Below are 20,402 nucleotides of genomic sequence, written 5' to 3' on the forward strand. Positions count from 1 at the left end.
TTCTTTATTCTGCGGCGTGCGCCATAGGGCGCGGCAGGCGGGTGTAGACGTCCAACGCATTGAGCCCGAATATCTTCTCGCGCCACGCGGGCGGAACGTGCAGCTTGTTGACGTCGTCGTAATCCCAGTGCGGATAATCCGACGCGAACATCAGGGTGTTCTCGCCATCCATCGCCTCAAGCGTGGCCCAAAGGTGCTGGATGTTCTCGGGCTGCTCCAGCGGCTGGGTCGACATGCGGATGTTTGATTTGAAGTACTCGGACGGCAGCCGCTTGAGCCACGGCGTTTCCTTGCGCAGCGCCTTGTAGTTCGCGTCCAGACGCCACAGGACCGACGGCACCCAGGCGACGCCACATTCGATGATCACCACCTTCAGCTCTGGCCATTTTTCGAATACACCATGGGCGATCAGGCTGGCCATGTGGGTCATGGCTGTCTGCGGCAGGATCGCATGGGTTTCCCAGAAGAAGGTCGAAGGCCCGGCACCGATGGGGGTCGAGTTGATGCCACCCTGTCCGCCAAGGTGCATGGCAAACGGCAGGCCCATTTCGGCACAGGCTTCATAGATCGGATGATAGAAGAGATCGCCGTAGGGGCGCGCGGCACCATGGCTCACCAAAACTTGAACGACACGGGGATGGCCGCCGACGCGACGGATTTCAGCAGCGGCGAGGTGCGGATCCTGCGGTGCCACCACGATTGATCCCCAGAACCGCTCGTCCTTGGGAAGCCAGTAGTCGATCATGTAGTCGTTATAGGCTTTGCATAACGCATTGGCGTAATAGGGGTTGGCCAGCGTCGAGGCTTCGATCGGTTCGTCGCCGGTCAGAATTGCAACGTCGATATTGTATTTATCGAGGTGCTTTTCCTTCATGATCAGATAGTTATCGTCTTCCTCAACTGGGTTCACATCATGGCGGGCGAAACCTTCGGGGTGGAACCATGGGCGGTGGCCGTGGGGGAAGGCACCGCGCGGGCCGGTCCGCTCGCCGCGGACAAACATGTCCTTGAACAGACCTTCCATATACGGTTCCAGAACCGTGGCGCTGCACCAATAGTTGTGGCAGTCGCAATCGACGATGAACATGAACTTCTCCTGTTGCTGGCGCCAAAAGGGCGGGCTTTTTATCTTGTTCAACGACGCTTGATATCTGCGATATTTTGACAAATAAATGCAATTGAAACTCATCTATCAATCGAGATTTCCGATTAAATGAACCGCCAGCTGTTAGTGACCTACATGGATGTTCTGGAAACGCGGAACTTCAACCGCACCGCCGAACGTCTGAATGTGACCCAATCCACGGTCAGCGCCCGCATCCGCCAGCTGGAGCAGGAGCTGGACACGCGCCTGTTCGAGCGCGGTCGGGGCGGGGCCGAGCCCACTGCTGCAGGTCGGCGTTTTGAAACCCATTGCCGATCGCTGCTGGCCGCCTGGAGCCTTGCGCGGCGTGATGTCGAGGCCGGTGGCGGTGGTAAAAGACAACGCTTGCGGATTTCCGTTCAGTTCAGCCTGGCGCGATCCGTGCTGATCGACTGGGCGAAGGTGGTCCGGGAACGAAACCCGCATCTGGACCTGTATCTCGAGGCCAACTTCTCGCAGCAGATTCAACGCGATGTTTTGACCGGTGAGACCGATATCGGCATTGTCTTCGTCCCGCAGCAGGCGCCGGACATGTTTGTCAGCGAATTGGGCAGCGAAAGCTATGTAATGCTGTCCACCGATTGTGACCGGGTCGAGGATGTCTCTTGGTCGCGTTACATTCAGGTCGCCTACACATCCTATTTTGACCGCCAGCATGATGAGGCCTTTTCGGATCATCCGCAAAGCTCGACCGTTGTCGGAAGCGACGATCTTGCGCTGGACTTCCTGAAGTCCAGCGGCGGAACAGCCTATTTCCCCGGCTTTGCCGCCCCGGGTCTGTGCGCCGAGTACCCGACTTTGCAACGGGTAACGGACGCACCCGTGATCCCGCAGCCCATCTATTCCATCGTTCATGTGCGAAAACGCCATGATCCGCTGGTGGCGCAGGCCGTCACCCTGTTCAAAGAACTGATCCAGTACCGATCAATCGTTTTAACCGATTGATACCGCAATTCTGCGCCGTTTTTCAGTTCCACCGCACCATTATCCTCGCGCGAACCCTATTCTGGAGGTTTCCGCAAGATGCTCGTTGCGACGGACAGTCCGTTTTCCCTGAGTTCAGCCAATAACCAACCTTGCTATGCGGGTGGGCCTGCCACTTTGACCTGCAAGGCGGTGATCGATGAAACACATGACAGCAAGACCTTCGTTTTTGAGGACACGCAAAGCCGCAGCTTTGACTTCAAGCCCGGCCAATACGTGACCTTCTGTTTCGAGATCGAGGGCAAGCCGCATGTGCGCGCCTATTCGATCTCGTCCACGCCGACCCGGCCTCACAACATTCAGGTTACCGTCAAGCGTGTTCCGGGTGGGATGGTGTCCAACTATTTGAACGATCAGATGAAACCCGGGATGGAAATCGAGATCGCGGACATCACCGGCGGCTTCAACTGGGTGGATATTCCCAGCGACAAGCCTCTGTTCCTGTCCGGTGGGTCCGGTGTCACCCCGGTCATGTCGATGCTGCAATACGTCACCGACGTGACCTTGCCCAAGGACATCGTCTTTGTGCATTTCGCGCGCTCGCCGAAAGACATCATCTTCCGCGATCAGCTGGAGTTTCTGGACAGACGGTTTGCGAACGTGACCGTTCACATGATCGTGGATGAGGCCGAAGACGGGTTCGCGGGTGAAATCGGACAAATATCGGCTGATCTGCTGCAGCGTCTTGTGCCCGATCACCCTGAGCGCAGCATTTTTATGTGCGGCCCCGAAGGGTTCATGAAAGCAGCGCGTGATGTGGCCTCGGTCATCCCGTTTGCCGCAGTACACGAAGAGAGCTTTGGCGAGAAGATCACCATCGCAGAAAGCAGCGGCACAGGGGGTGAGGTCTATTTCTCGCTCAGCGGTCTGCATGGGCACGCGGACGAAGGCCAAACCCTGCTTGAGGCAGCGCTGAATGCCGGGGTTTGGATCGATTCCGCCTGTCAGCAGGGCGTGTGTGGCAACTGCAAAGTGCGCCTGACCCAGGGCGACGTCGAAATGCAGGACATGGGCGGGCTGCAACCCGGCGATACCGAACAGGGCTACGTGCTGGCCTGCTGCAGCTGGCCTAAAGGACCGGTCGCGTTGGACGCGTGACCGGCAAAAACCACAACAAGAACAAATGAAAGCGGAGGAACCGTTTCGCCAAAACAATAGACAATCCAAAGGGAGGACTTAGGATGTCAAACGACGACAACAAAATCGCGGAGCCATTGACGGACCTGCCGATTAAAACCGCAGATACCGGGTTTTATTCGGGGTTCAGCGTTGATGTAACCGTAACGGCAAAGCTCGCGGTAGGCGGCCTTGTAATTTGGGCGGTCGCCTTCCCCGAGCAGGCCGGAACGGTCCTGTCCGGGTTCAACAGCTTTATCCTGTCCAACTTTGCCAGCTGGTACATCTATGTGATGGCCCTGTTCGTGCTGGTTTGCATTGGGTTGGCAATCTGGCCCGCAGCGGGCCGGCTGAAAATCGGCATGGATGACGATGTGCCGGAGTTTTCGAACTTCTCGTGGTTTTCCATGATGTTCGGGGCCGGGATCGGTGTGGGGATGCTGACCTGGGCCGTGGCTGAACCGGTTTATCACTTCAAGAACAACCCGGATGTGATCCAAGGCCTTGCGACCGGGGCAGGGGCGGACAACGTCTTGAATGCCTATAAATGGTCCTATCTGCACTGGGGGTTCTCGGCCTGGGCGTCCTATGCGATTGCCGGTCTGGGGCTGGGCTATTTCGCGTATCGCCGTGGTCTGCCGCTGACCATCCGGTCGTCGCTGACACCACTTTTCGGTTCCAGCCTGTCGGGCTGGCTGGGTCACGCCATCGATATCGTTGCGGTGATCGCCACCATTCTGGGCGTTGCGCAAACGCTGGGCTTCGGGGTCGAGCAATTCGTGGCCGGCATGGCGCGGATCGGAGTTGGTGAGTGGCTGCTGAATGACGAAGGCACCGCGTCCTCAGTCGGGATCATATTTGCCATCGTCGTCATTATGGGGGCCTCAACCTTGTCGGCCCTGTCCGGCGTGGGCAAAGGCATCAAGTGGCTGTCGAACCTGAACATGGTTCTGTCCATCTTCCTGCTATCCTTCTTCCTTATCTTCGGCTCGACCTTCTTTGGTCTGCACGCGTTGTTTGTCGGCGTCTGGGAATACCTTCTGGCACTGCCGGGCATGCTGTTCACCGTTTTCCGCGGCGACGGGGCCGGAGGCGTCGCCGACAGTCTCGAAGGCTGGCAGGGCGGCTGGTCGGTATTCTACTGGGCCTGGTGGGTCGCCTTCGCACCGTTTGTCGGTCTGTTCCTAGCCCGCATCTCGCGCGGCCGCACCATTCGCGAGTTCGTTCTGGGTGCGGTGATCGTGCCTGCGATCATGTGCTTTGTCTGGTTCTCGTTCGCAGGTGGAACTGCGATTGATCTGGAACTGAACGGTGGCGCAAATGACGTCATCTTCAGTGCCTCCGACGGTGACAAGATCTTTGCGATGACCGGTTTCATGCTGGGTGAGTTGCTGGGCTGGATGATGGCGATCGTGATCGTTGTGCTGCTGATGACTTATCTGGTGACCTCTGCGGACTCGGCGGTGCTGATCGTCAACACCATCAACGCGGCTGGCGACGAAGGTCCAAAGGCGCGGCCTCACATCATCTTCTGGGGTGTTGCTCTGGGGCTGGTTGTTGCGGCACTGCTGCTGGTTGGCGGGTTGAAGGCGATCCAGACAGCGATGGTGATTGGCGCGTTGCCGTTCTCGCTGGTGATGGTCCTGATGTGCATTGCTCTGATCAAGGCGATCTGGCGCGACAGCATCCGGTCGTCGCACGGTGTGCAGAGTACCTTTGCCGAAGCTGAAGAAGCTAACTGACGAAATCCCGGCCAGCCCTGATGGGCTGGCCAATTCGACGCGGTCAACCGCACAAAAAATGCAAGGGCGCAAACCCTCGCATTTTCTGTTTTACGGGCTTGAACGGATCAGGCTGCAGCGATCTGGCCCGCTTTCTCTACCAGTACTTCAGCCTGACGGATCGACGCATAGTCGATCAGGCGGCCGTCCAGCGACACCGCGCCTTTGCCTGCGGCTTCGGCCTCGGCCATGGCAACAAGAATGCGCTGAGCCTTGTTGACCTCGGCGTCGGACGGCGACATCACCTCGTTCGCCAGTGCGATCTGGCTGGGGTGGATCGCCCATTTGCCTTCGCACCCCAGAACCGCCGCACGTTTGGCCGCGGCACGATAGCCGTCGGGATCCTGGAAATCGCCGAAAGGCCCATCGATCGGGCGCAGGCCATTAGCGCGGGCGGCAACCACCATACGGGCCAGAGCGTAGTGCCACATGTCGCCCCAATGGGTCATGCGACCACCATCCGCGTCCGCATCGGTCAGCACCGAGTAGTCAGGGTTCACGCCGCCGATGATCGTAGTCCGTGCGCGGGTCGAGGCCGCATAGTCGGCAACGCCAAAGTGCAGGCTTTCGTTGCGCTTCGACGCGGCTGCGATCTCGCTGACATTCTGCATCCCCAGCGCGGTTTCGATGATGTGCTCGAAGCCGATGCGTTTCTTGTAGCCCTTAGCGTCCTCGATCTGAGTAACCAGCATATCGACGGCATAGACATCAGCGGCGGTGCCGACTTTGGGGATCATGATCAGGTCCAGCCGTTCCCCAGCCTGTTCGACCACATCCACCACGTCGCGGTACATATAGTGGGTGTCCAGACCGTTGATCCGCACCGACATGGTCTTGTTGCCCCAGTCGATGTCGTTCAGTGCTTCGATGATGTTCTTGCGCGCCTGTTCCTTTTCATCGGGCGCAACGGCGTCTTCCAGATCGAGGAAGATGACATCCACATTCGACTGCGCCGCCTTTTCGAACATACCGGGCTGACTGCCCGGAACGGCCAGCTCGCTGCGGTTCAGACGGGCAGGGGCTTGTTCAATGGAATGAAAGCTCATGGTTCGGGTCCTTCAACTTACAGGTTAGGATAGATTGGGAATTTGGCGCAGAGGTCTGCGACCTCGGCTTTGACCTTGGCTTCGACTTCGCCGTTGCCGTCCTCGCCATTGGCGGCCAGGCCGTCGACAACCTCGATGATCCAGTCGGCGATCTGGCGGAATTCGGTCTCGCCGAAGCCGCGGGTGGTGCCAGCGGGCGAGCCCAGGCGGATGCCCGACGTGATGGTCGGTTTTTCCGGGTCAAACGGCACGCCGTTCTTGTTGCAGGTGATATGCGCGCGGCCCAGAGCCTTCTCGGTGGCGTTGCCCTTGACGCCTTTGGGACGCAGGTCGACCAGCACCACGTGGGTGTCTGTGCCGTGGGTCACGGTATCCAGACCGCCCTTGATCAGCTGATCCGACAGCGCCTGCGAGTTCACCACAACCTGCTTGATGTAGTCCTTGAAGGCCGGCTGCAGTGCCTCGCCGAAGGCCACGGCCTTGGCTGCGATCACATGCATCAGCGGGCCGCCCTGAATGCCGGGGAAGATGGCCGAGTTCACTTTCTTGGCGATCGCCTCGTCATTGGTCAGGATCATGCCGCCGCGCGGACCGCGCAGGGTCTTGTGGGTGGTGGTGGTCGCAACATGGGCGTACGGGAAGGGCGAGGGGTGCTCACCCGCCGCAACCAGACCGGCGAAATGCGCCATGTCCACGTGCAGATAGGCTCCAACCATGTCCGCAATCTCGCGCATGCGGGCAAAGTCGATCTGGCGCGGGATGGCCGAGCCACCAGCGATGATCAGCTTGGGGTTATGCTCTTTCGCCAGCGCTTCGACCTGATCGTAGTCCAGCATGTTGTCTTCTTTGCGCACACCATACTGGACGGCCTTGAACCACTTGCCCGACTGGTTGGGCGCGGCGCCGTGGGTCAGGTGACCACCGGCGTCCAGGCTCATGCCCAGAATGGTGTCGCCGGGCTGGATCAGCGCCTGGAACACACCCTGGTTGGCCTGGCTGCCCGAGTTCGGCTGCACGTTGGCGAACTCACAACCAAACAGCTGCTTGGCGCGGTCGATGGCGAGGTTTTCGGCGATGTCGACGAACTGGCAGCCGCCGTAATAGCGACGGCCGGGATAGCCCTCGGCATATTTGTTGGTCATCACCGAGCCCTGCGCCTCCATCACGGCGGCAGAAACGATGTTCTCGGACGCGATCAGCTCGATCTCGTCGCGCTGACGGCCCAGCTCGGATGTGATCGAGCCAAAAAGCTCAGGATCACGGTCCGAAAGGGACTGGGTGAAAAATCCGGTTGTGCGATGGGGGGCGTTCATCATGAACCCTTCTGAAAAAAGGGCCGCTCAGCCTGCATAAGCGAGTGAGCGGCCAAGTGGGGATTGGGTCAGATCACACGGTCGCGTGGGGGGCGGCCGGCGAAAAAATCTTCGAGGTTGTCGAGGACACGGAATCCCATCGCCTCGCGCGCTTCCTTTGTGGCACTGCCTAGATGCGGCAGCATCACGAGGTTGTCGCATTGCAGAAGGTCCGGATTGACGCGCGGTTCACCGTCGAACACATCCAGCGCAGCCCCTCCGATCATGTCGAAAGACAGCGACTGAATAAGGGCCCGCTCGTCGATGACCTCACCGCGTGCCGTGTTGATCAGGAACGCGTCGGGTTTCATCAGGTCCAGTCTGCGTGCGTTGATCAGATGACGGTTTGCGGCGCCACCGGGGCAGTGCAGCGAGACGAAATCGCATTGCGGCAACAGCTCATCAACCGTGTCCACTTGCGTCGCGTTGCACTTGGCCAGGATGTCCGGCGCAGTCGGGCTGCGGTTATAGACAAGAATCTCCATACCGAACCCGTGATGGGCGCGGCGGGCCATTTCCTGCCCGATGCGGCCATAGCCGATGATGCCCAGCGTCTTGCCGCTGACCTTGGTGCCGATCAGATGCGTTGGACGCCAGCCGGTCCAGTTGCCAGCGCGCAGTTCGCGCTCACCTTCACCGGCGCGGCGGGCCACCATCAGCAGCAGCGTCATGGCGATATCGGCGGTGCATTCGGACAGCACGTCGGGCGTGTTCGTCACGGTCATGCCCAGCCCACGTGCCGATGGCTCGCAGATGTGGCTGTAGCCGACGCCATAGTTGGCGAGGATCTTTGTCTGCGCGCCGGGTACATCCATTGCTTCGGCGTTCAGCGTATCGGTGACGGTGGGCAGCACCGCGTCATAGGATTTCAGTGCTTGCCGGATTTCGGCCGGGGACATTGGTTTGTCCCCGGTGTTCAGCACGGTGTTATAGTTCTCGGCCAGCTGCGCCTCGACGGCGGCAGGCCAACGACGGGTAACAAGAACCGAGGGTTTGACCATCACGCGGCCTCCATCACACGGGCGATCGTTTCACCGATCACAGCGGGGTTTTCGGCCACGGTTACACCGGCGGCCGACAGGATCTCGACCTTTTCGCTGGCGCTTTCGCCAAAGGCTGAGATGATTGCGCCCGCGTGCCCCATCGTGCGGCCTTTGGGAGCGGTCAGACCGGCAACGTAAGCCACCACCGGTTTGGTGATGTGGTCGCGGATGTATTCGGCGGCTTCGGCCTCCTGCGGGCCGCCGATTTCACCGATCATGGCGATGATATGGGTGTCTTCGTCCTCTTCGAACCGCTGCAGGATGTCCTTGAAGGACGAGCCGTTGATCGGGTCACCGCCGATGCCGACACTGGTCGATACACCAATCCCGCGCTCTTTCAGCTGCGCGGCGGCCTCATATCCCAGCGTGCCGGACCGACCAATGATCCCTACGTGACCGGGCAGGTAGATATGCCCCGGCATGATCCCCAGCAGAGCTTTGCCGGGCGAGATCGTGCCCGCGCAGTTCGGCCCGGTCAGCACCATGCGCTTTTCCTTGGGATAACGGTACATGTACCGCTTCACCCGGATCATATCCTGCGCCGGGATGCCGTCGGTGATGCAGACGCAGTACCGGATACCGGCATCTGCGGCTTCCATGATCGAGTCGGCAGCAAACGGTGGCGGCACGAAGACGAGGCTGGCATCGGCGCCGGTGGCTTCGACGGCCTGTTTGACGGTGTCAAAGACCGGAACGCCTTCGACGGTTTCCCCGCCTTTGCCGGGCACTACGCCGCCCACAACGTTGGTGCCGTAGTTCAGCATGTCCTTGGTGTGGAACCGAGCCATACGGCCGGTGATACCTTGTACGATGACACGCGAGTCACGATCGAGAAGAATGCTCATTACACAGCCCTCATCTTGGTGCCTTGAGTAAGGTCGTTTTTCCATGCGCCCACGGCGCGTTCTGCGGCTTCCATCAAAGTGGTTGCCCGGATGATCGGCAGGCCGGATTTGGCAAGGATTTTCTGACCCTCTTCCACATTGGTCCCGGCCAGGCGCACGACCACAGGGATATCGAGGTCCAGTTCCTTCAGCGCCTGCACGACCCCTTCAGCCACCCAGTCACAGCGGTTAATACCGGCGAAGATGTTGACGAGGATCGCCTGCACGTTGTCGTCGGACAGAACCAACCGGAAGGCTTTGGCCACACGTTCCGGTGAAGCGCCGCCACCGATATCGAGGAAGTTGGCGGGCTCACCCCCGGCCAGCTTGATGGTGTCCATCGTGGCCATCGCCAGACCGGCACCGTTGACGATACAGCCGATATTGCCGTCCAGACCTACATAAGACAGGCCGCGATCCGCCGCGCGGCTTTCGCGTGGGTCTTCTTGGCTCTTGTCGCGCAGCTCGGCGATCTGCGGGTGACGGAACAGGGCATTGTCGTCAAAGCTCATCTTGGCGTCCAGCGCTAGAACGCGGTCGTCCCCGGTGATGACCAGCGGGTTGATCTCGACCATGGTGGCGTCCAGATCGCTGAAGGCGGCGTAGCAGCCCTGCAGCGTGCGCACCATGTGTTGCACCAGCTTCGGTTCCAGTCCCAGTTTGAATGCGATTTCGCGCGCCTGGAATTCCTGCAAGCCAACAGCGGGTTCAACAATTGACCGTACGATGCTGTCTGGACGCTCAGCCGAGATTTCCTCGATCTCCATCCCGCCCTCGGACGAGGCCACGATCATCACCCGCTGGCTTGAGCGGTCGAGCACGAACCCAAGATAGATCTCGCGGTCAATTGGCACGGCGGATTCGACATAAACACGGTAGATGCCTTTGCCTTCCGGGCCAGTCTGATGTGTGACCAGCTTGCGACCAAACAGATCGTCACAGGCTTCGTAGATCTCGTGCTCAGTGTTGCACAGCTTGACACCTCCGGCCTTGCCGCGCCCGCCTGCGTGGACCTGCGCCTTGACGATCCATTTGTCACCGCCCAGTTCACGCGCCCGATAGGCCGCCTGTTCCGGGCTGTAGGCCAACGCGCCCGAGGGCACGTCGACACCGAAATTCGAAAGAAGCTCTTTCGCTTGGTATTCATGGATATCCATCTGCAATCCTCCCGTTCATGCAGTGTGATTAAGCGGCGATCGACGTGCCGTAGCGGCTTTCCAGCAAGGCTTCGATCGAGTCTTGGTCAACCTCTCCTCCCAGTTCGCGCAGGGCCTCGGCGAACAGGCGAACAATCCGGCTGACGGCCTGTCGGTTCAGCTGGTTCAGGATCCCGATGCGAACTTGCACCGGCGCGCTGAGCGTGGGCCAGATGCCAAACCCGCGCGCGCGGCAGTTCTGCACCAGTTCCATCTCACGGCCCGCCAATTCCGGCGGCAGGTTCAGCACGATGAGGCTGGGCATATCCGAAGTCACTTCGCACCCCATCTCGATCACTGCATCGCGCAGGACCTTTTCGTGGGTTCGGTAGGACATCGAGCGCTTTGCCAGACCCTCTTGCAGGGTCAGACGCAGGGATTCGTGGAAAGCAGCGACCGCGTATCCGGAATGGGTGCGGTGATAGGTGCCTTTTTCCACGTCCTGACCATCGACGATACCCCAGTGGCGGGCCTCGAAAATCGGGTTGTGAACATAGGTGTAGGCACCGGTTGTCTTCAGGGTTTCGATATAGGCGTCCGTGAAGCTGACGGGCGCATAGGTCAGCGGCAGGCAGCACAGGCCTTTTTGCGGGCACGAAGCCCAACCGGCAATGCCGGGGAAGTCATCAATCGAAAAGTCATCGACGCCCAGTGACGAGACCGCATCAATCAGACCCATCGCGCCGTGACGCTCACAGGCGTCCGAGAACCCGCGCAGGTCGTTGATACGGCCCGAACCGGTTTCCCAATGCGCCATGAAGGCCCATTTCGGCTGATGCTCGGCCAGAGCGGCTTCGACCAGCTCACCCGTCACTGGCTGGCCATGCGGAACTTCGATCACGGTGACGCTGGCGGCCTGTGGGTCCAGCGGGTTGGCGGCGTGCTCTTCAGGTGTCGCAGCCTTGATCCGCAGAGTCAGCGCATCAATGCCCGAGAAGGTGCCATTGGTGAAGGCAACCACCTTATCGCCGGGCATCACGGCTGAAAACATGGTGTCCAGCGCGCTCCAACCGGTGCCGGCCACGGCGAAGGTATAGGCGTTTTCGGTGCCCCAGATCTTGCGCAGCATATGCTTGCACTCGACCATGCCGCGCAGGACGTCGCCCTGCATGTGATCCGCCACGCCTGCATTGGCAAAAGCGTTCAGAACGCGGGCGTCAGTGTTGCCCGGCCCCGGACCTGCGGCAAGCGTTTCGGGAATTTCGAGCGGTGGGAAAATTTGAAAGGTCATCGTTAGACATCCTTGGCGGTTATTCGGGCCCTGCGGCCTGTTGTGTTACGTTGCCGAACAGAAAACGCGGACTTGCCCTGTAACGCAACGTAACTTACTACTGTTTTAGGATGGCTAAATGGATGGGGGTTTACCTACCCATTTAGGTAAAAATACCAAAGTATACCGATTTACCACCTACCCAAATGGGTAGTAATTGGCAAAAACAGGGTGAATGAGATGTCTGCTACCGCTAACGGTCCGATCGATGTCATGCTTGCGGACAGCAACCCGCTGGTCTTGTCTGCCATGTCCGAAATCTTCGAGCGCGACCCGCGATTCTCATTGGTGGCGACCTCGGCCACGGCCGAAGGGTTTCTGGGAACAGTGATGCGGGTGCCTGTTCAGGTGGGCGTGGTGGACTGGAACCTTCCGGTGCTGGGGGCGGCGAAACTGATCGAAGTGCTGCGCGAACAGGCCAACGCCCCGCGCTTTGTTGTCTACGGGGAAACCACCGGTGAAATTCCGCGCTTGGCGATGCAGGCCGGGGCCGCTGGCTTTGCCGCCCGGTCCGGCGAGGTGGAGGGTCTGCTGGAAACCTGCGCCGACGTGGCTGCGGGGAAAATGGTGTTCCCGTTCATCGACGTCCGCAAGATGCAGCAGGACCCGATCCAAAGTCTGTCCCGTAAAGAACGCGCTATCCTTGAAGCGTTGGCACAGGGCATGTCGAACCGCGACTTGTCGAAAGAACTGCAGATTTCGACCAACACCGTCAAATTTCACCTGTCCAATATCTACGAGAAACTGGCGGTGAAAAACCGGGCCCAGGCCATTGCTTATTTTTATTCGTCGCAGTTGTCCGGAAGCTAGTTGTCAGGCCTGACATTACTCTGCGGTGATCACTTTGTGGGGCTGCACGGCCGTCCCGCTGCCTGACCCAGCCCGGCCCAAACTCCGAGATGACGGTGGTAGACCGTCTGATGTCGGCAATGCGCAAGATTGCATCCCGACCGCCAGTGACGATGATTGCGCAAGACCCCGCGCCGTGCGCCATGCAAACACACAGGACCAACCCATGATTCAGAATAACCCCGCCCTGATCGACGCCATCCGCGACCGGTTTGCCCATGTTGATAGCTGTCCGTTTCAGGGTGAGCGTATCTTTTTCGAGAACGCTGGTGGTGCGCTGACGCTGAAATCGGTGGCCGAGACCTCGGCCTTCTACACGGCAATTCCCGACAATCCGGGCCGCATCAATCCGGCGGGGCAAGGTACCCAGCATGTGATCAACAAGGCCAAGGATGATTTGGCTGTTTTCATGAACGCCTCGACCGGCCAGTTCTTTGCTGGTGAAAGCGGCACTGAACTGCTGTTCCGCCTGATCCGCACTGCCTGTTTGGCCGCACCGAAAGGCGCCAAGGTGATCGGTTCCTCCATCGAACACCCCGCCACCCGCAGTGCCGCCCACCGCTGGGCCGGGGTTGCCGATCTGGACTATGTGAACGTCCCCCATAACAACGAAACCGGTCTGGTCACGGCCGAGGACTATACCGCATTGATGACCCCGGATGTGGCGGTGGCCACGATCCTGCACGCGTCCCCTGTGACCGGTATGGGCATGGATGTAGCCGAGATTTCGGCCGCGATACGGGCAGTGGCACCGGAATGTATGATCGTCGTCGACGGCATCCAGCACGCGGCGCATGGACAGTTGGATTTGGACGCTTATGACGTCGATGGCTATGTGATCTCACCCTATAAAGTGTTTTCACGCCATGGTTATGGCATCGCCTGGATTTCCGACCGGCTGACCTCTTTGCCGCATGACATGTTGATCGATGCCCCCGCAACTGATTGGGAATTCGGCACACGCGACACCGGGTCGTATGCGACTGTGTCGGACGTGGTCGCTTATTTCGATTGGTTGGGTGGCAAAGTCTCGGACGAGACCGACACCCGCAAACGGATCGACGCCGCAGGCCGCGCCATCCACGCCTATGAGACTCACCTGACCAACACCGCCATCAATGGCACCGGCAACCTGCCGGGGCTGCGTGACATGGACCACATCACCATTCTGGCCGGGGCTGACAACGACGCACGTGAAGGGCTTGTGTCTATCGTAGTCGAAGGCAAGGCCTCCGAAGACGTGGTGGAAACTCTGAACCAACAGGGTATCCGCACCCACACGCGTAAGGCCGATCACTATTCCGGCAACGTACTTACGCCACTTGGCTTGCCGGATTGTATCCGCATCTCGTTCTGTCACTACAACACCGAGCAAGAAATCGCCCGTCTTCTGGCTGTGATCAAGATGCTTGGCGATGGCGGTTAAACAGGTTGCACGCTCAGAAATTCCGGATTTGGGAACCGTTTGGATCTTTCAAAAGACCAAACCTGCGGGTCAGTCAGGATTCCATTGTTCAAGTAATTCAGAGCCATGAGTTGTGCCAAACATCCAGGGTGCGCTGAATGAGGTTCACTGCGGGACCAGAGCTTTCCAGATTTACTTGATGACTACGGCTTCGCATTGCCTTGTGGCTGAATCCGCAAGCTCCGCTGGCGCACTTTTTCACTCTATACATCCCCCGCTTCACTCGGTATGGACTGCGCTTCGATTTTGATCCGTATGTTGGACGCTCTGAGGGTGACAGCATCACCCAAGAGAACTGACCCATGAAACAGACACTCGAAGCTGCGCTGAAGCGCAAAGGATATGACACCCTGACCCCTGTCCAAGAGGCGGTGACCGCGCCGGATTTGCAGGGTCGTGACCTGTTGGTTTCTGCGCAGACCGGATCGGGGAAAACCATTGGGTTCGGGCTGGCCATTGCACCGACCGTTCTGGGCGAGGCGCAGGTTTTTGATACAGCAGATGCGCCTTTGGCCTTGGTCATCGCTCCGACGCGAGAACTTGCGATGCAGGTCAAGCGAGAATTGGGTTGGCTTTACGCGGATGCGGGGGCTTTCATTGCCTCATGCGTTGGCGGCATGGATATGCGGGATGAACGCCGTGCATTGTCTCGTGGTGCGCATATCGTGGTCGCAACGCCGGGGCGGTTGCGCGACCATATCATGCGTGGCTCGATCGATCTGACGGCCGTGCGCGCCGTGGTTTTGGATGAGGCCGACGAGATGCTTGACCTCGGTTTCCGCGAAGATCTGGAGTTCATTCTCGAGCAAACGCCGACAGACCGCCAAACGCTGTTGTTCTCGGCCACCGTTCCCCGCGCCATTGTCAGCCTTGCTGCCCAGTACCAACGGGATGCCGAACGTGTCAGCACCGTCAGTGAGCGGACGCAGCACGCTGATATCGAATATCGCGCCATGAGCGTAGCTCCTCGTGATGGTGAAAATGCGATCATCAACGTGTTGCGGTTTTATGAGGCGCCAAACGCCATCGTGTTTTGCAACACGCGTGCCATGGTCAGCCGTCTGACGGCCCGGCTGTCGAACCGCGGGTTCTCGGTTGTGGCGCTGTCCGGTGAGCTGACCCAAAGCGAGCGGTCCAACGCGCTGCAAGCCATGCGTGACGGGCGCGCCCGTGTCTGCGTGGCAACCGACGTCGCCGCCCGCGGGATTGACCTGCCGAACCTAAATCTGGTGGTTCATGCTGAACTGCCGAACAGTCATGAAACCCTTCTGCACCGCTCGGGCCGAACCGGGCGCGCGGGGCGCAAAGGGGTCAGCGCCCTAATCGTCCCTCCGGCGTCGTTCAAGAAAGCGCAACGTCTGCTGAAATTCGCCAAACTGACGGCCGAATGGGGGGCTGCCCCTTCAGCCGACGAGGTCAACGCGCAGGACTTGCAGCGGATGTTCGGTTCGGACGATTGGCTGACGGATGTAACCGAAACCGAGCGCGCATCTGTCGATGAACTGGTGGCAAGGTTCTCGCCAGAACAATTGGCTGCGGCCTATGTCCGTCAATACCAGCAACAGCATTCCGCACCGGAAGAGTTAAGCGACGTCAAGGACGCCGGGCCAAAACCGTCCGCGCCTTTTGGGCCGAGCGTTTGGTTTTCGCTTTCGGAAGGCCGCAATGACAATGCGTCTCCGCGCTATCTGCTTCCCATGATTTGCAAGGCGGGGAACATCACAAAGTCGGATGTCGGCGCGATCCGTATCGCAGACAACGAAACCTATATCGAAATTCGCGAAAGCAGCGTTCCCGGCTTTTTGGATGCGATCGGATCCGAGATGAAGATCGAGGGCACAAAAGAAATCGTGCAGCTGGATAAGGCACCCGATTTTTCGAGCTCTGCCAAGGCAGGCCCCAAACGGGGTGCAAAAGGCAAAAGAAGTCAGGAGAAAACCTGGCAAAAACCGCCTCGCCTTACCGAGCCGAAGCCTGCGAAGGCGCGAAAGAAGCCCGAGCCCAAGCCGTCTGACAAAACAAAAGCTGAACCCAAGCCCAAACGCGACAGCCTCAGCGGCGCTGGTAAAAAACCTAGCCGCCCTAAAGGCCCGCCGCCGCCCAAAGGTAAGCCAAGCAGCAAGAAAAACCGTGCTCGTGCCGCCGCGGCTAAAGGCGGCAATGCTGTGCCAAGGCGCCCGAAATAAGCGAGGCGCTCGCGTATCTTGACGGGTTTCATCTGCGTTGCATCGCGGCTTTCCCGATGCGGCCGCTAGACCAAGAAGGCAAAGCTGCGCTAGTACACCTCAGCGTTACCCTCCAAAAAAGACTGCGCGGGTTGGCCCGCGCAGTCTGAAAAGCAGAATTGTTGCCGTAGTATTATTGCGCTGCGGCGCGTGCGGCTTCCAGCCAGCTGTCATATGCGGCCTGGTTGGCTGCAATCCACTCGTCAACATGCCGGTCGATATCGTCCGAACTATCTTCGCCATCCGCGATCTTTTTGTTTTGTGCCGAGATGTCGTTGATGTCGATCTTGGCAACTTCGAACAGTTTCGCAGCGGCCGGATTTGCGGCCAGGAACTCATCGGTGGCGACGATACGGATGCTGTCGACCGCAAAGCCGAGGTCCTTGCCATCGAAAGTAGTCTCGGCGGTTGCGCCATCGGGCAGCGAAGAATACGGCACGGCCAGGAATTCCACGTTTTCACCCGGAACCAAAACACCCGACACCCAGTATGGGGTCCAGGTGTAGTACAGGACGTTCTCGCCACCTTCGCTGCGCGCGATGGTATCCGCGATGATCGCGTTATATTCACCCTGGTTGTGGTTGACGGTGTCACGCAGCCCGAACTCATCCAGTTGGTGTTCGATCACACGCTCACAGCCCCAGCCGGGAACGCAGCCAGCCAGATCAGCTTTGCCATCACCATCGGCGTCGAACAGAGCGGCCTTTTCCGGGTCTTTCAGATCACCCAGATTCTGAACACCTGCATCATAGGCGGCTTTGTTGACCAGATAGCCCTGCAGTGCACCGTCGATCAGGGTCCCGACCTTCTCAAGAACGTCGTCACCACCCGATTCCTGGAAGAACGTGTCGTGCAGGCCGTTCCAGTGCACAGCGGTGAAATCCGCGTCGCCTGTGCCCAAAGCCAGATGCAGGGTTTGCGCCTGCACTTCTTCGGGCTCGGCAACGTCATAGCCCAGATCATTCAGCGCCCTGAACAGGATACGGTGCTGGAAGATCTCTTCCGAAATCGGCTGTATAACCGGGCGAACGGTGACGCCCTCGCCGGGCTTGTCGCCGGCCGCAAAGGCTGACGTGGCGAGGATAGTTGTGGCAGCAAACGCGGCCAGAGTTGATTTGACGAACATAGTGAAAGGTCCTCCCAATAGATCAGTTCGTTTTCTGTGGTTCGGGTGTTTGTTCGGGCTGAGGCTTTTTGATCAGACGCAGCACAAGGCCAACCGGGCCGCCTTCGTACCAATGACGGTGTCCGCGCTCGCGCCCGGATTGGCCCATGCCCTGAGTGATGCGGTCCAGCACGATCGCCAGGATCACAATGCCAAGGCCGCCAACCAGCGCCTTACCGGCATCCAGTCGACCCATGGCCCGTAGCACTTCGTTGCCAAGCCCTTTGACCGAAATCATCGAGGCAATCACGACCATCGACAGCGACAGCATGATTGTCTGGTTTACACCGGCCAGAATGGTGGGGGTGGCAAGGGGCAGCTCGACTTTGAACAGGACCTGACGCGGATTGGCACCAAAGGCCCGGGCAGCTTCGACCACCGACGGGTTGACGCCCCGAATGCCCAGCGACGTCAGGCGGATCAACGGCGGCAGTGCGAAGATGATCGTAACGACCACGCCGGACACGTTGCCGATACCGATCAGCATGACCACCGGCACAAGATACACGAAGGCCGGAATTGTCTGCATGGTATCCAGGATCGGGCGGATTGCCGCCTCGAACCGGTCATTCTTGCCAGCCAGAATGCCAAGTGGCAGGCCAATAAAGAACGACAGGATCACCGCAGAAACCACGATGGCAAGCGTGGTCATCGCCAGCCCCCAGGCATTCGGTGAAAGGAAGCCAAGTGCGGTCATGAGGATGCCGACCAAAATGGCAGTGCGCCGCCCTGCGGCCTGCCACGCAATCAGGATAATGATGATCAGCATGATCAGAGGCGGCACAGCGTTCAAAGCCGTGTCGATGCCGACGATCATTTCGTTGAAGAAGTTCTTGATGGGCTGGATGATCGCCCTGTTGGCGATGGCCCAACCTTTGACGCCATCCGCACTTTCGGCGATGCCCAAATCGACCAACGAGAAGGGATCGAGGATGCTGAATTCTGTGTCTGCCATGATACCCTCTCTCAGTGTTTCATTGTTGCGGGGTCGTCGACATCACCCTGGATGCCGCGCAGCAGTGCGTTTTTGGTAACGATCCCGATCGGTTTGCCATCGGCTTTCACCACAACGGGGTGCTGTGTTGCGATGGAGAGATTGACCAGATCATCCAGCGAGTGATCCGGATGCGCTTCGGGCCATTGGTCGTGATCGACCGGGCCCTGGCGCTGTTCAAACGCGGCCACCGGCTCCATGATCTTGCCAGCCGAGATCAGTTCCAGCTTGGAGATGCCAGCGACAAAATCGGCCACATAGTCGTCTACCGGGTTGGTCACGATGTCTTCGGGCGTGCCAACCTGCACCAGAGCACCGTCTTTCATGATCGCGATGCGGTCGCCGATGCGGATCGCTTCATCCAAATCGTGCGTGATAAACAGCGTGGTCTTTTTCATCTCGGCCGACAGCGACATAAACTTGTCCTGCAACTGTCGCCGGATCAGCGGGTCGAGAGCCGAAAAGGGTTCGTCCATCAACAGGATCGACGGGTCAGCGGCAATGGCACGGGCGAGGCCCACACGTTGCTGCATACCGCCTGACAGCTCATCGGGGTATTTTTGATCCCAGCCGTTCAGGTCAACCGCATCGATGGCGCGCATGGCGTTTTCATGGCGCTCTTTTGCATCATGGCCCCGAACCTCTTGGCTGAAGGACACATTATCCAACACGGTACGATGTGGCATCAGCGCCATGTTCTGAAAAACCATGCCGATTTTCTCGGCCCGAACCTCGCGCAGGTCGCGCGCGTTCAGCTTGTTGACGTCCTGGCCCTCGATGAACAGCTGACCCGAAGTTGGTTCGATCAGTCGGTTCACATGGCGAATCAGGGTCGACTTACCCGAGCCTGACAGGCCCATAATGCAGAAAATCTCACCCCGCCCGACCGTGAAAGTGGCGTCCTGAACGCCGACAACACAGTCAAAGCGATCCCGCACTTCAAGCTTGCCAAGCCCTTGTTCCTGAACAGCTTTCATAGCCTCTGCGGAACGTTTGCCGAAAATCTTCCATAGATTCCGGCAATCGATGACGGCGTCATCATGTAGATCTTTCACCGCTTCCTCCCAACCTAAAACTCGCGTTGCATACTGCATATTTTTTTCTTGTACACAATTTGAATTTTCTACTATTGTGTTGAACCAGTGGAAGCACAGCGGCGATTCCGTTACTGCACAGGCGCGTGTATTCTTTTGGGAGGTCGAACATGAAAGACGCGTCGCGACGTCGAAAGCAGCAGCTTTATGATCATTTGAAAGTGTCAGTTTTGACGCTTGCGCTTCAGCCTGGAACGGATCTGGACGAGGCGACGCTATCTGAAGAGTTTGCACTTTCGCGGACGCCATTGCGCGAGGTTTTTCGGCAATTGGCGGGCGAAGGGTACCTTGAGTTACGCGAGAACCGTGGCGCGCGCGTATCGGGGATGTCCTATACGACGTTGCGCGACTTCTTTCTTGCAGCTCCGATGATCTATGGCGCAATTCTGCAACTGGCGGCAAAGAATGCCCGGCCTGCCCAAATTGAACAACTGAAGCAGGCGCAGGAAGATTTCAAATCGGCGTTGCGCGGCGGGTCCGGTGCAGACCGGGCCATGGCCAACAACCGCTTTCACGAGATTACCGGAGATATGGCCGATAACATTTATCTGCTGCCGTCTTTCAAGCGGCTGCTGATCGATCATGCCCGGATCGGCATGACCTTCTACCGACCACAGGACCCGGCCATGACCGAAAACCTGTCCGAGGCCAGTGCCCAGCATGACGCCATCATCGCGGCCATTGAGGCTGGGGATGAGGCAGCTGCGGGTTCATTGGCGATTGATCATTGGAATCTGTCGCGCGACCAGATTGAGTTGTTTGTCACGCCCACGGGGCTTGACTTGCCGCTGGGA

17 protein-coding genes are annotated in these 20,402 nt (G+C 58.9%); 7 read left to right on the forward strand and 10 right to left on the reverse strand.

Features of this window, described 5'->3' with window-relative positions:
* Window positions 1-4: 4 nt before the first annotated feature.
* Window positions 5-1,087, reverse strand: coding sequence for an amidohydrolase family protein (locus tag ACR0KW_RS18875; RefSeq protein ID WP_480806364.1), 1,083 nt, complete (start codon window positions 1,085-1,087; stop codon window positions 5-7).
* 126 nt (window positions 1,088-1,213) lie between these two features.
* Here ACR0KW_RS18875 and ACR0KW_RS18880 point away from each other — a divergent pair, with 126 nt between their 5' ends.
* From ACR0KW_RS18880 to ACR0KW_RS18890, 3 genes are all read left to right on the forward strand, one after another.
* A complete protein-coding gene (locus ACR0KW_RS18880) occupies window positions 1,214-2,089 on the forward strand; it encodes a LysR family transcriptional regulator (protein ID WP_480806365.1) in 876 nt (291 codons plus the stop codon).
* Between the two features lie 78 nt (window positions 2,090-2,167).
* The gene (locus ACR0KW_RS18885) at window positions 2,168-3,226 is read left to right on the forward strand and encodes an FAD-binding oxidoreductase (protein WP_480806366.1); all 1,059 of its coding nucleotides are present in this window, start codon (window positions 2,168-2,170) and stop codon (window positions 3,224-3,226) included.
* An 83-nt stretch (window positions 3,227-3,309) separates the two neighbouring features.
* Window positions 3,310-4,986 carry a BCCT family transporter gene (locus tag ACR0KW_RS18890; RefSeq protein ID WP_480806367.1) on the forward strand — a complete coding sequence of 559 codons (1,677 nt, stop codon included), beginning with the start codon at window positions 3,310-3,312 and terminating at the stop codon, window positions 4,984-4,986.
* A 107-nt stretch (window positions 4,987-5,093) separates the two neighbouring features.
* Here the strand turns inward: ACR0KW_RS18890 and ACR0KW_RS18895 are convergent, their stop codons facing one another.
* From ACR0KW_RS18895 to ACR0KW_RS18920, 6 genes are all read right to left on the reverse strand, one after another.
* On the reverse strand, window positions 5,094-6,071 hold the full coding sequence (locus ACR0KW_RS18895; RefSeq protein WP_170327728.1) for an HpcH/HpaI aldolase/citrate lyase family protein: 978 nt from the start codon (window positions 6,069-6,071) through the stop codon (window positions 5,094-5,096).
* Window positions 6,072-6,088: 17 nt separating this feature from the next.
* Entirely contained in the window at window positions 6,089-7,384 is a 1,296-nt protein-coding gene (gene glyA, locus ACR0KW_RS18900) for a serine hydroxymethyltransferase (protein WP_480806381.1), read from the reverse strand.
* Window positions 7,385-7,452: 68 nt separating this feature from the next.
* Window positions 7,453-8,424 carry a 2-hydroxyacid dehydrogenase gene (locus tag ACR0KW_RS18905; RefSeq protein WP_480806368.1) on the reverse strand — a complete coding sequence of 324 codons (972 nt, stop codon included), beginning with the start codon at window positions 8,422-8,424 and terminating at the stop codon, window positions 7,453-7,455.
* The gene (sucD, locus tag ACR0KW_RS18910; protein WP_480806369.1) at window positions 8,424-9,311 is read right to left on the reverse strand and encodes a succinate--CoA ligase subunit alpha; all 888 of its coding nucleotides are present in this window, start codon (window positions 9,309-9,311) and stop codon (window positions 8,424-8,426) included. Before sucD ends, ACR0KW_RS18905 begins: the two co-directional genes overlap by 1 nt.
* On the reverse strand, window positions 9,311-10,507 hold the full coding sequence (locus ACR0KW_RS18915; RefSeq protein WP_480806370.1) for a malate--CoA ligase subunit beta: 1,197 nt from the start codon (window positions 10,505-10,507) through the stop codon (window positions 9,311-9,313). Before ACR0KW_RS18915 ends, sucD begins: the two co-directional genes overlap by 1 nt.
* A 28-nt stretch (window positions 10,508-10,535) precedes the next feature.
* Window positions 10,536-11,777: a pyridoxal-phosphate-dependent aminotransferase family protein gene (locus ACR0KW_RS18920; RefSeq protein ID WP_480806371.1), complete on the reverse strand. Its 1,242-nt coding sequence runs from the start codon at window positions 11,775-11,777 to the stop codon at window positions 10,536-10,538.
* A 219-nt stretch (window positions 11,778-11,996) separates the two neighbouring features.
* Here ACR0KW_RS18920 and ACR0KW_RS18925 point away from each other — a divergent pair, with 219 nt between their 5' ends.
* The 3 genes from ACR0KW_RS18925 (at window position 11,997) to ACR0KW_RS18935 (ending at window position 16,316) form a co-directional block, all read left to right on the forward strand.
* A complete protein-coding gene (locus ACR0KW_RS18925; RefSeq protein ID WP_480806372.1) occupies window positions 11,997-12,626 on the forward strand; it encodes a response regulator transcription factor in 630 nt (209 codons plus the stop codon).
* A 205-nt stretch (window positions 12,627-12,831) separates the two neighbouring features.
* Window positions 12,832-14,091 carry an aminotransferase class V-fold PLP-dependent enzyme gene (locus ACR0KW_RS18930; RefSeq protein WP_480806373.1) on the forward strand — a complete coding sequence of 420 codons (1,260 nt, stop codon included), beginning with the start codon at window positions 12,832-12,834 and terminating at the stop codon, window positions 14,089-14,091.
* Window positions 14,092-14,432: 341 nt separating this feature from the next.
* Window positions 14,433-16,316 (forward strand): DEAD/DEAH box helicase, encoded by a 1,884-nt coding sequence (locus ACR0KW_RS18935; protein WP_480806374.1) that lies wholly within the window; start codon window positions 14,433-14,435, stop codon window positions 16,314-16,316.
* A 172-nt stretch (window positions 16,317-16,488) separates the two neighbouring features.
* Here ACR0KW_RS18935 and proX read toward each other — a convergent pair whose 3' ends face one another.
* From proX to ACR0KW_RS18950, 3 genes are read right to left on the reverse strand one after another with little or no spacing between them, the layout of a single operon-like run.
* Window positions 16,489-17,481, reverse strand: a complete 993-nt coding sequence (proX, locus tag ACR0KW_RS18940) for a glycine betaine/L-proline ABC transporter substrate-binding protein ProX (RefSeq protein WP_480806375.1) — start codon at window positions 17,479-17,481, stop codon at window positions 16,489-16,491.
* A 22-nt stretch (window positions 17,482-17,503) separates the two neighbouring features.
* Window positions 17,504-18,475 (reverse strand): ABC transporter permease, encoded by a 972-nt coding sequence (locus ACR0KW_RS18945; RefSeq protein ID WP_480806376.1) that lies wholly within the window; start codon window positions 18,473-18,475, stop codon window positions 17,504-17,506.
* 11 nt (window positions 18,476-18,486) lie between these two features.
* Window positions 18,487-19,569, reverse strand: coding sequence for a quaternary amine ABC transporter ATP-binding protein (locus ACR0KW_RS18950; protein ID WP_480806377.1), 1,083 nt, complete (start codon window positions 19,567-19,569; stop codon window positions 18,487-18,489).
* A 149-nt stretch (window positions 19,570-19,718) separates the two neighbouring features.
* Here ACR0KW_RS18950 and ACR0KW_RS18955 point away from each other — a divergent pair.
* Window positions 19,719-20,402, forward strand: a 684-nt coding sequence (locus tag ACR0KW_RS18955) for a GntR family transcriptional regulator (protein WP_480806378.1), incomplete at its 3' end; no start/stop codon positions are given.

The organism is Ruegeria sp. CG11 (genome assembly GCF_056537245.1).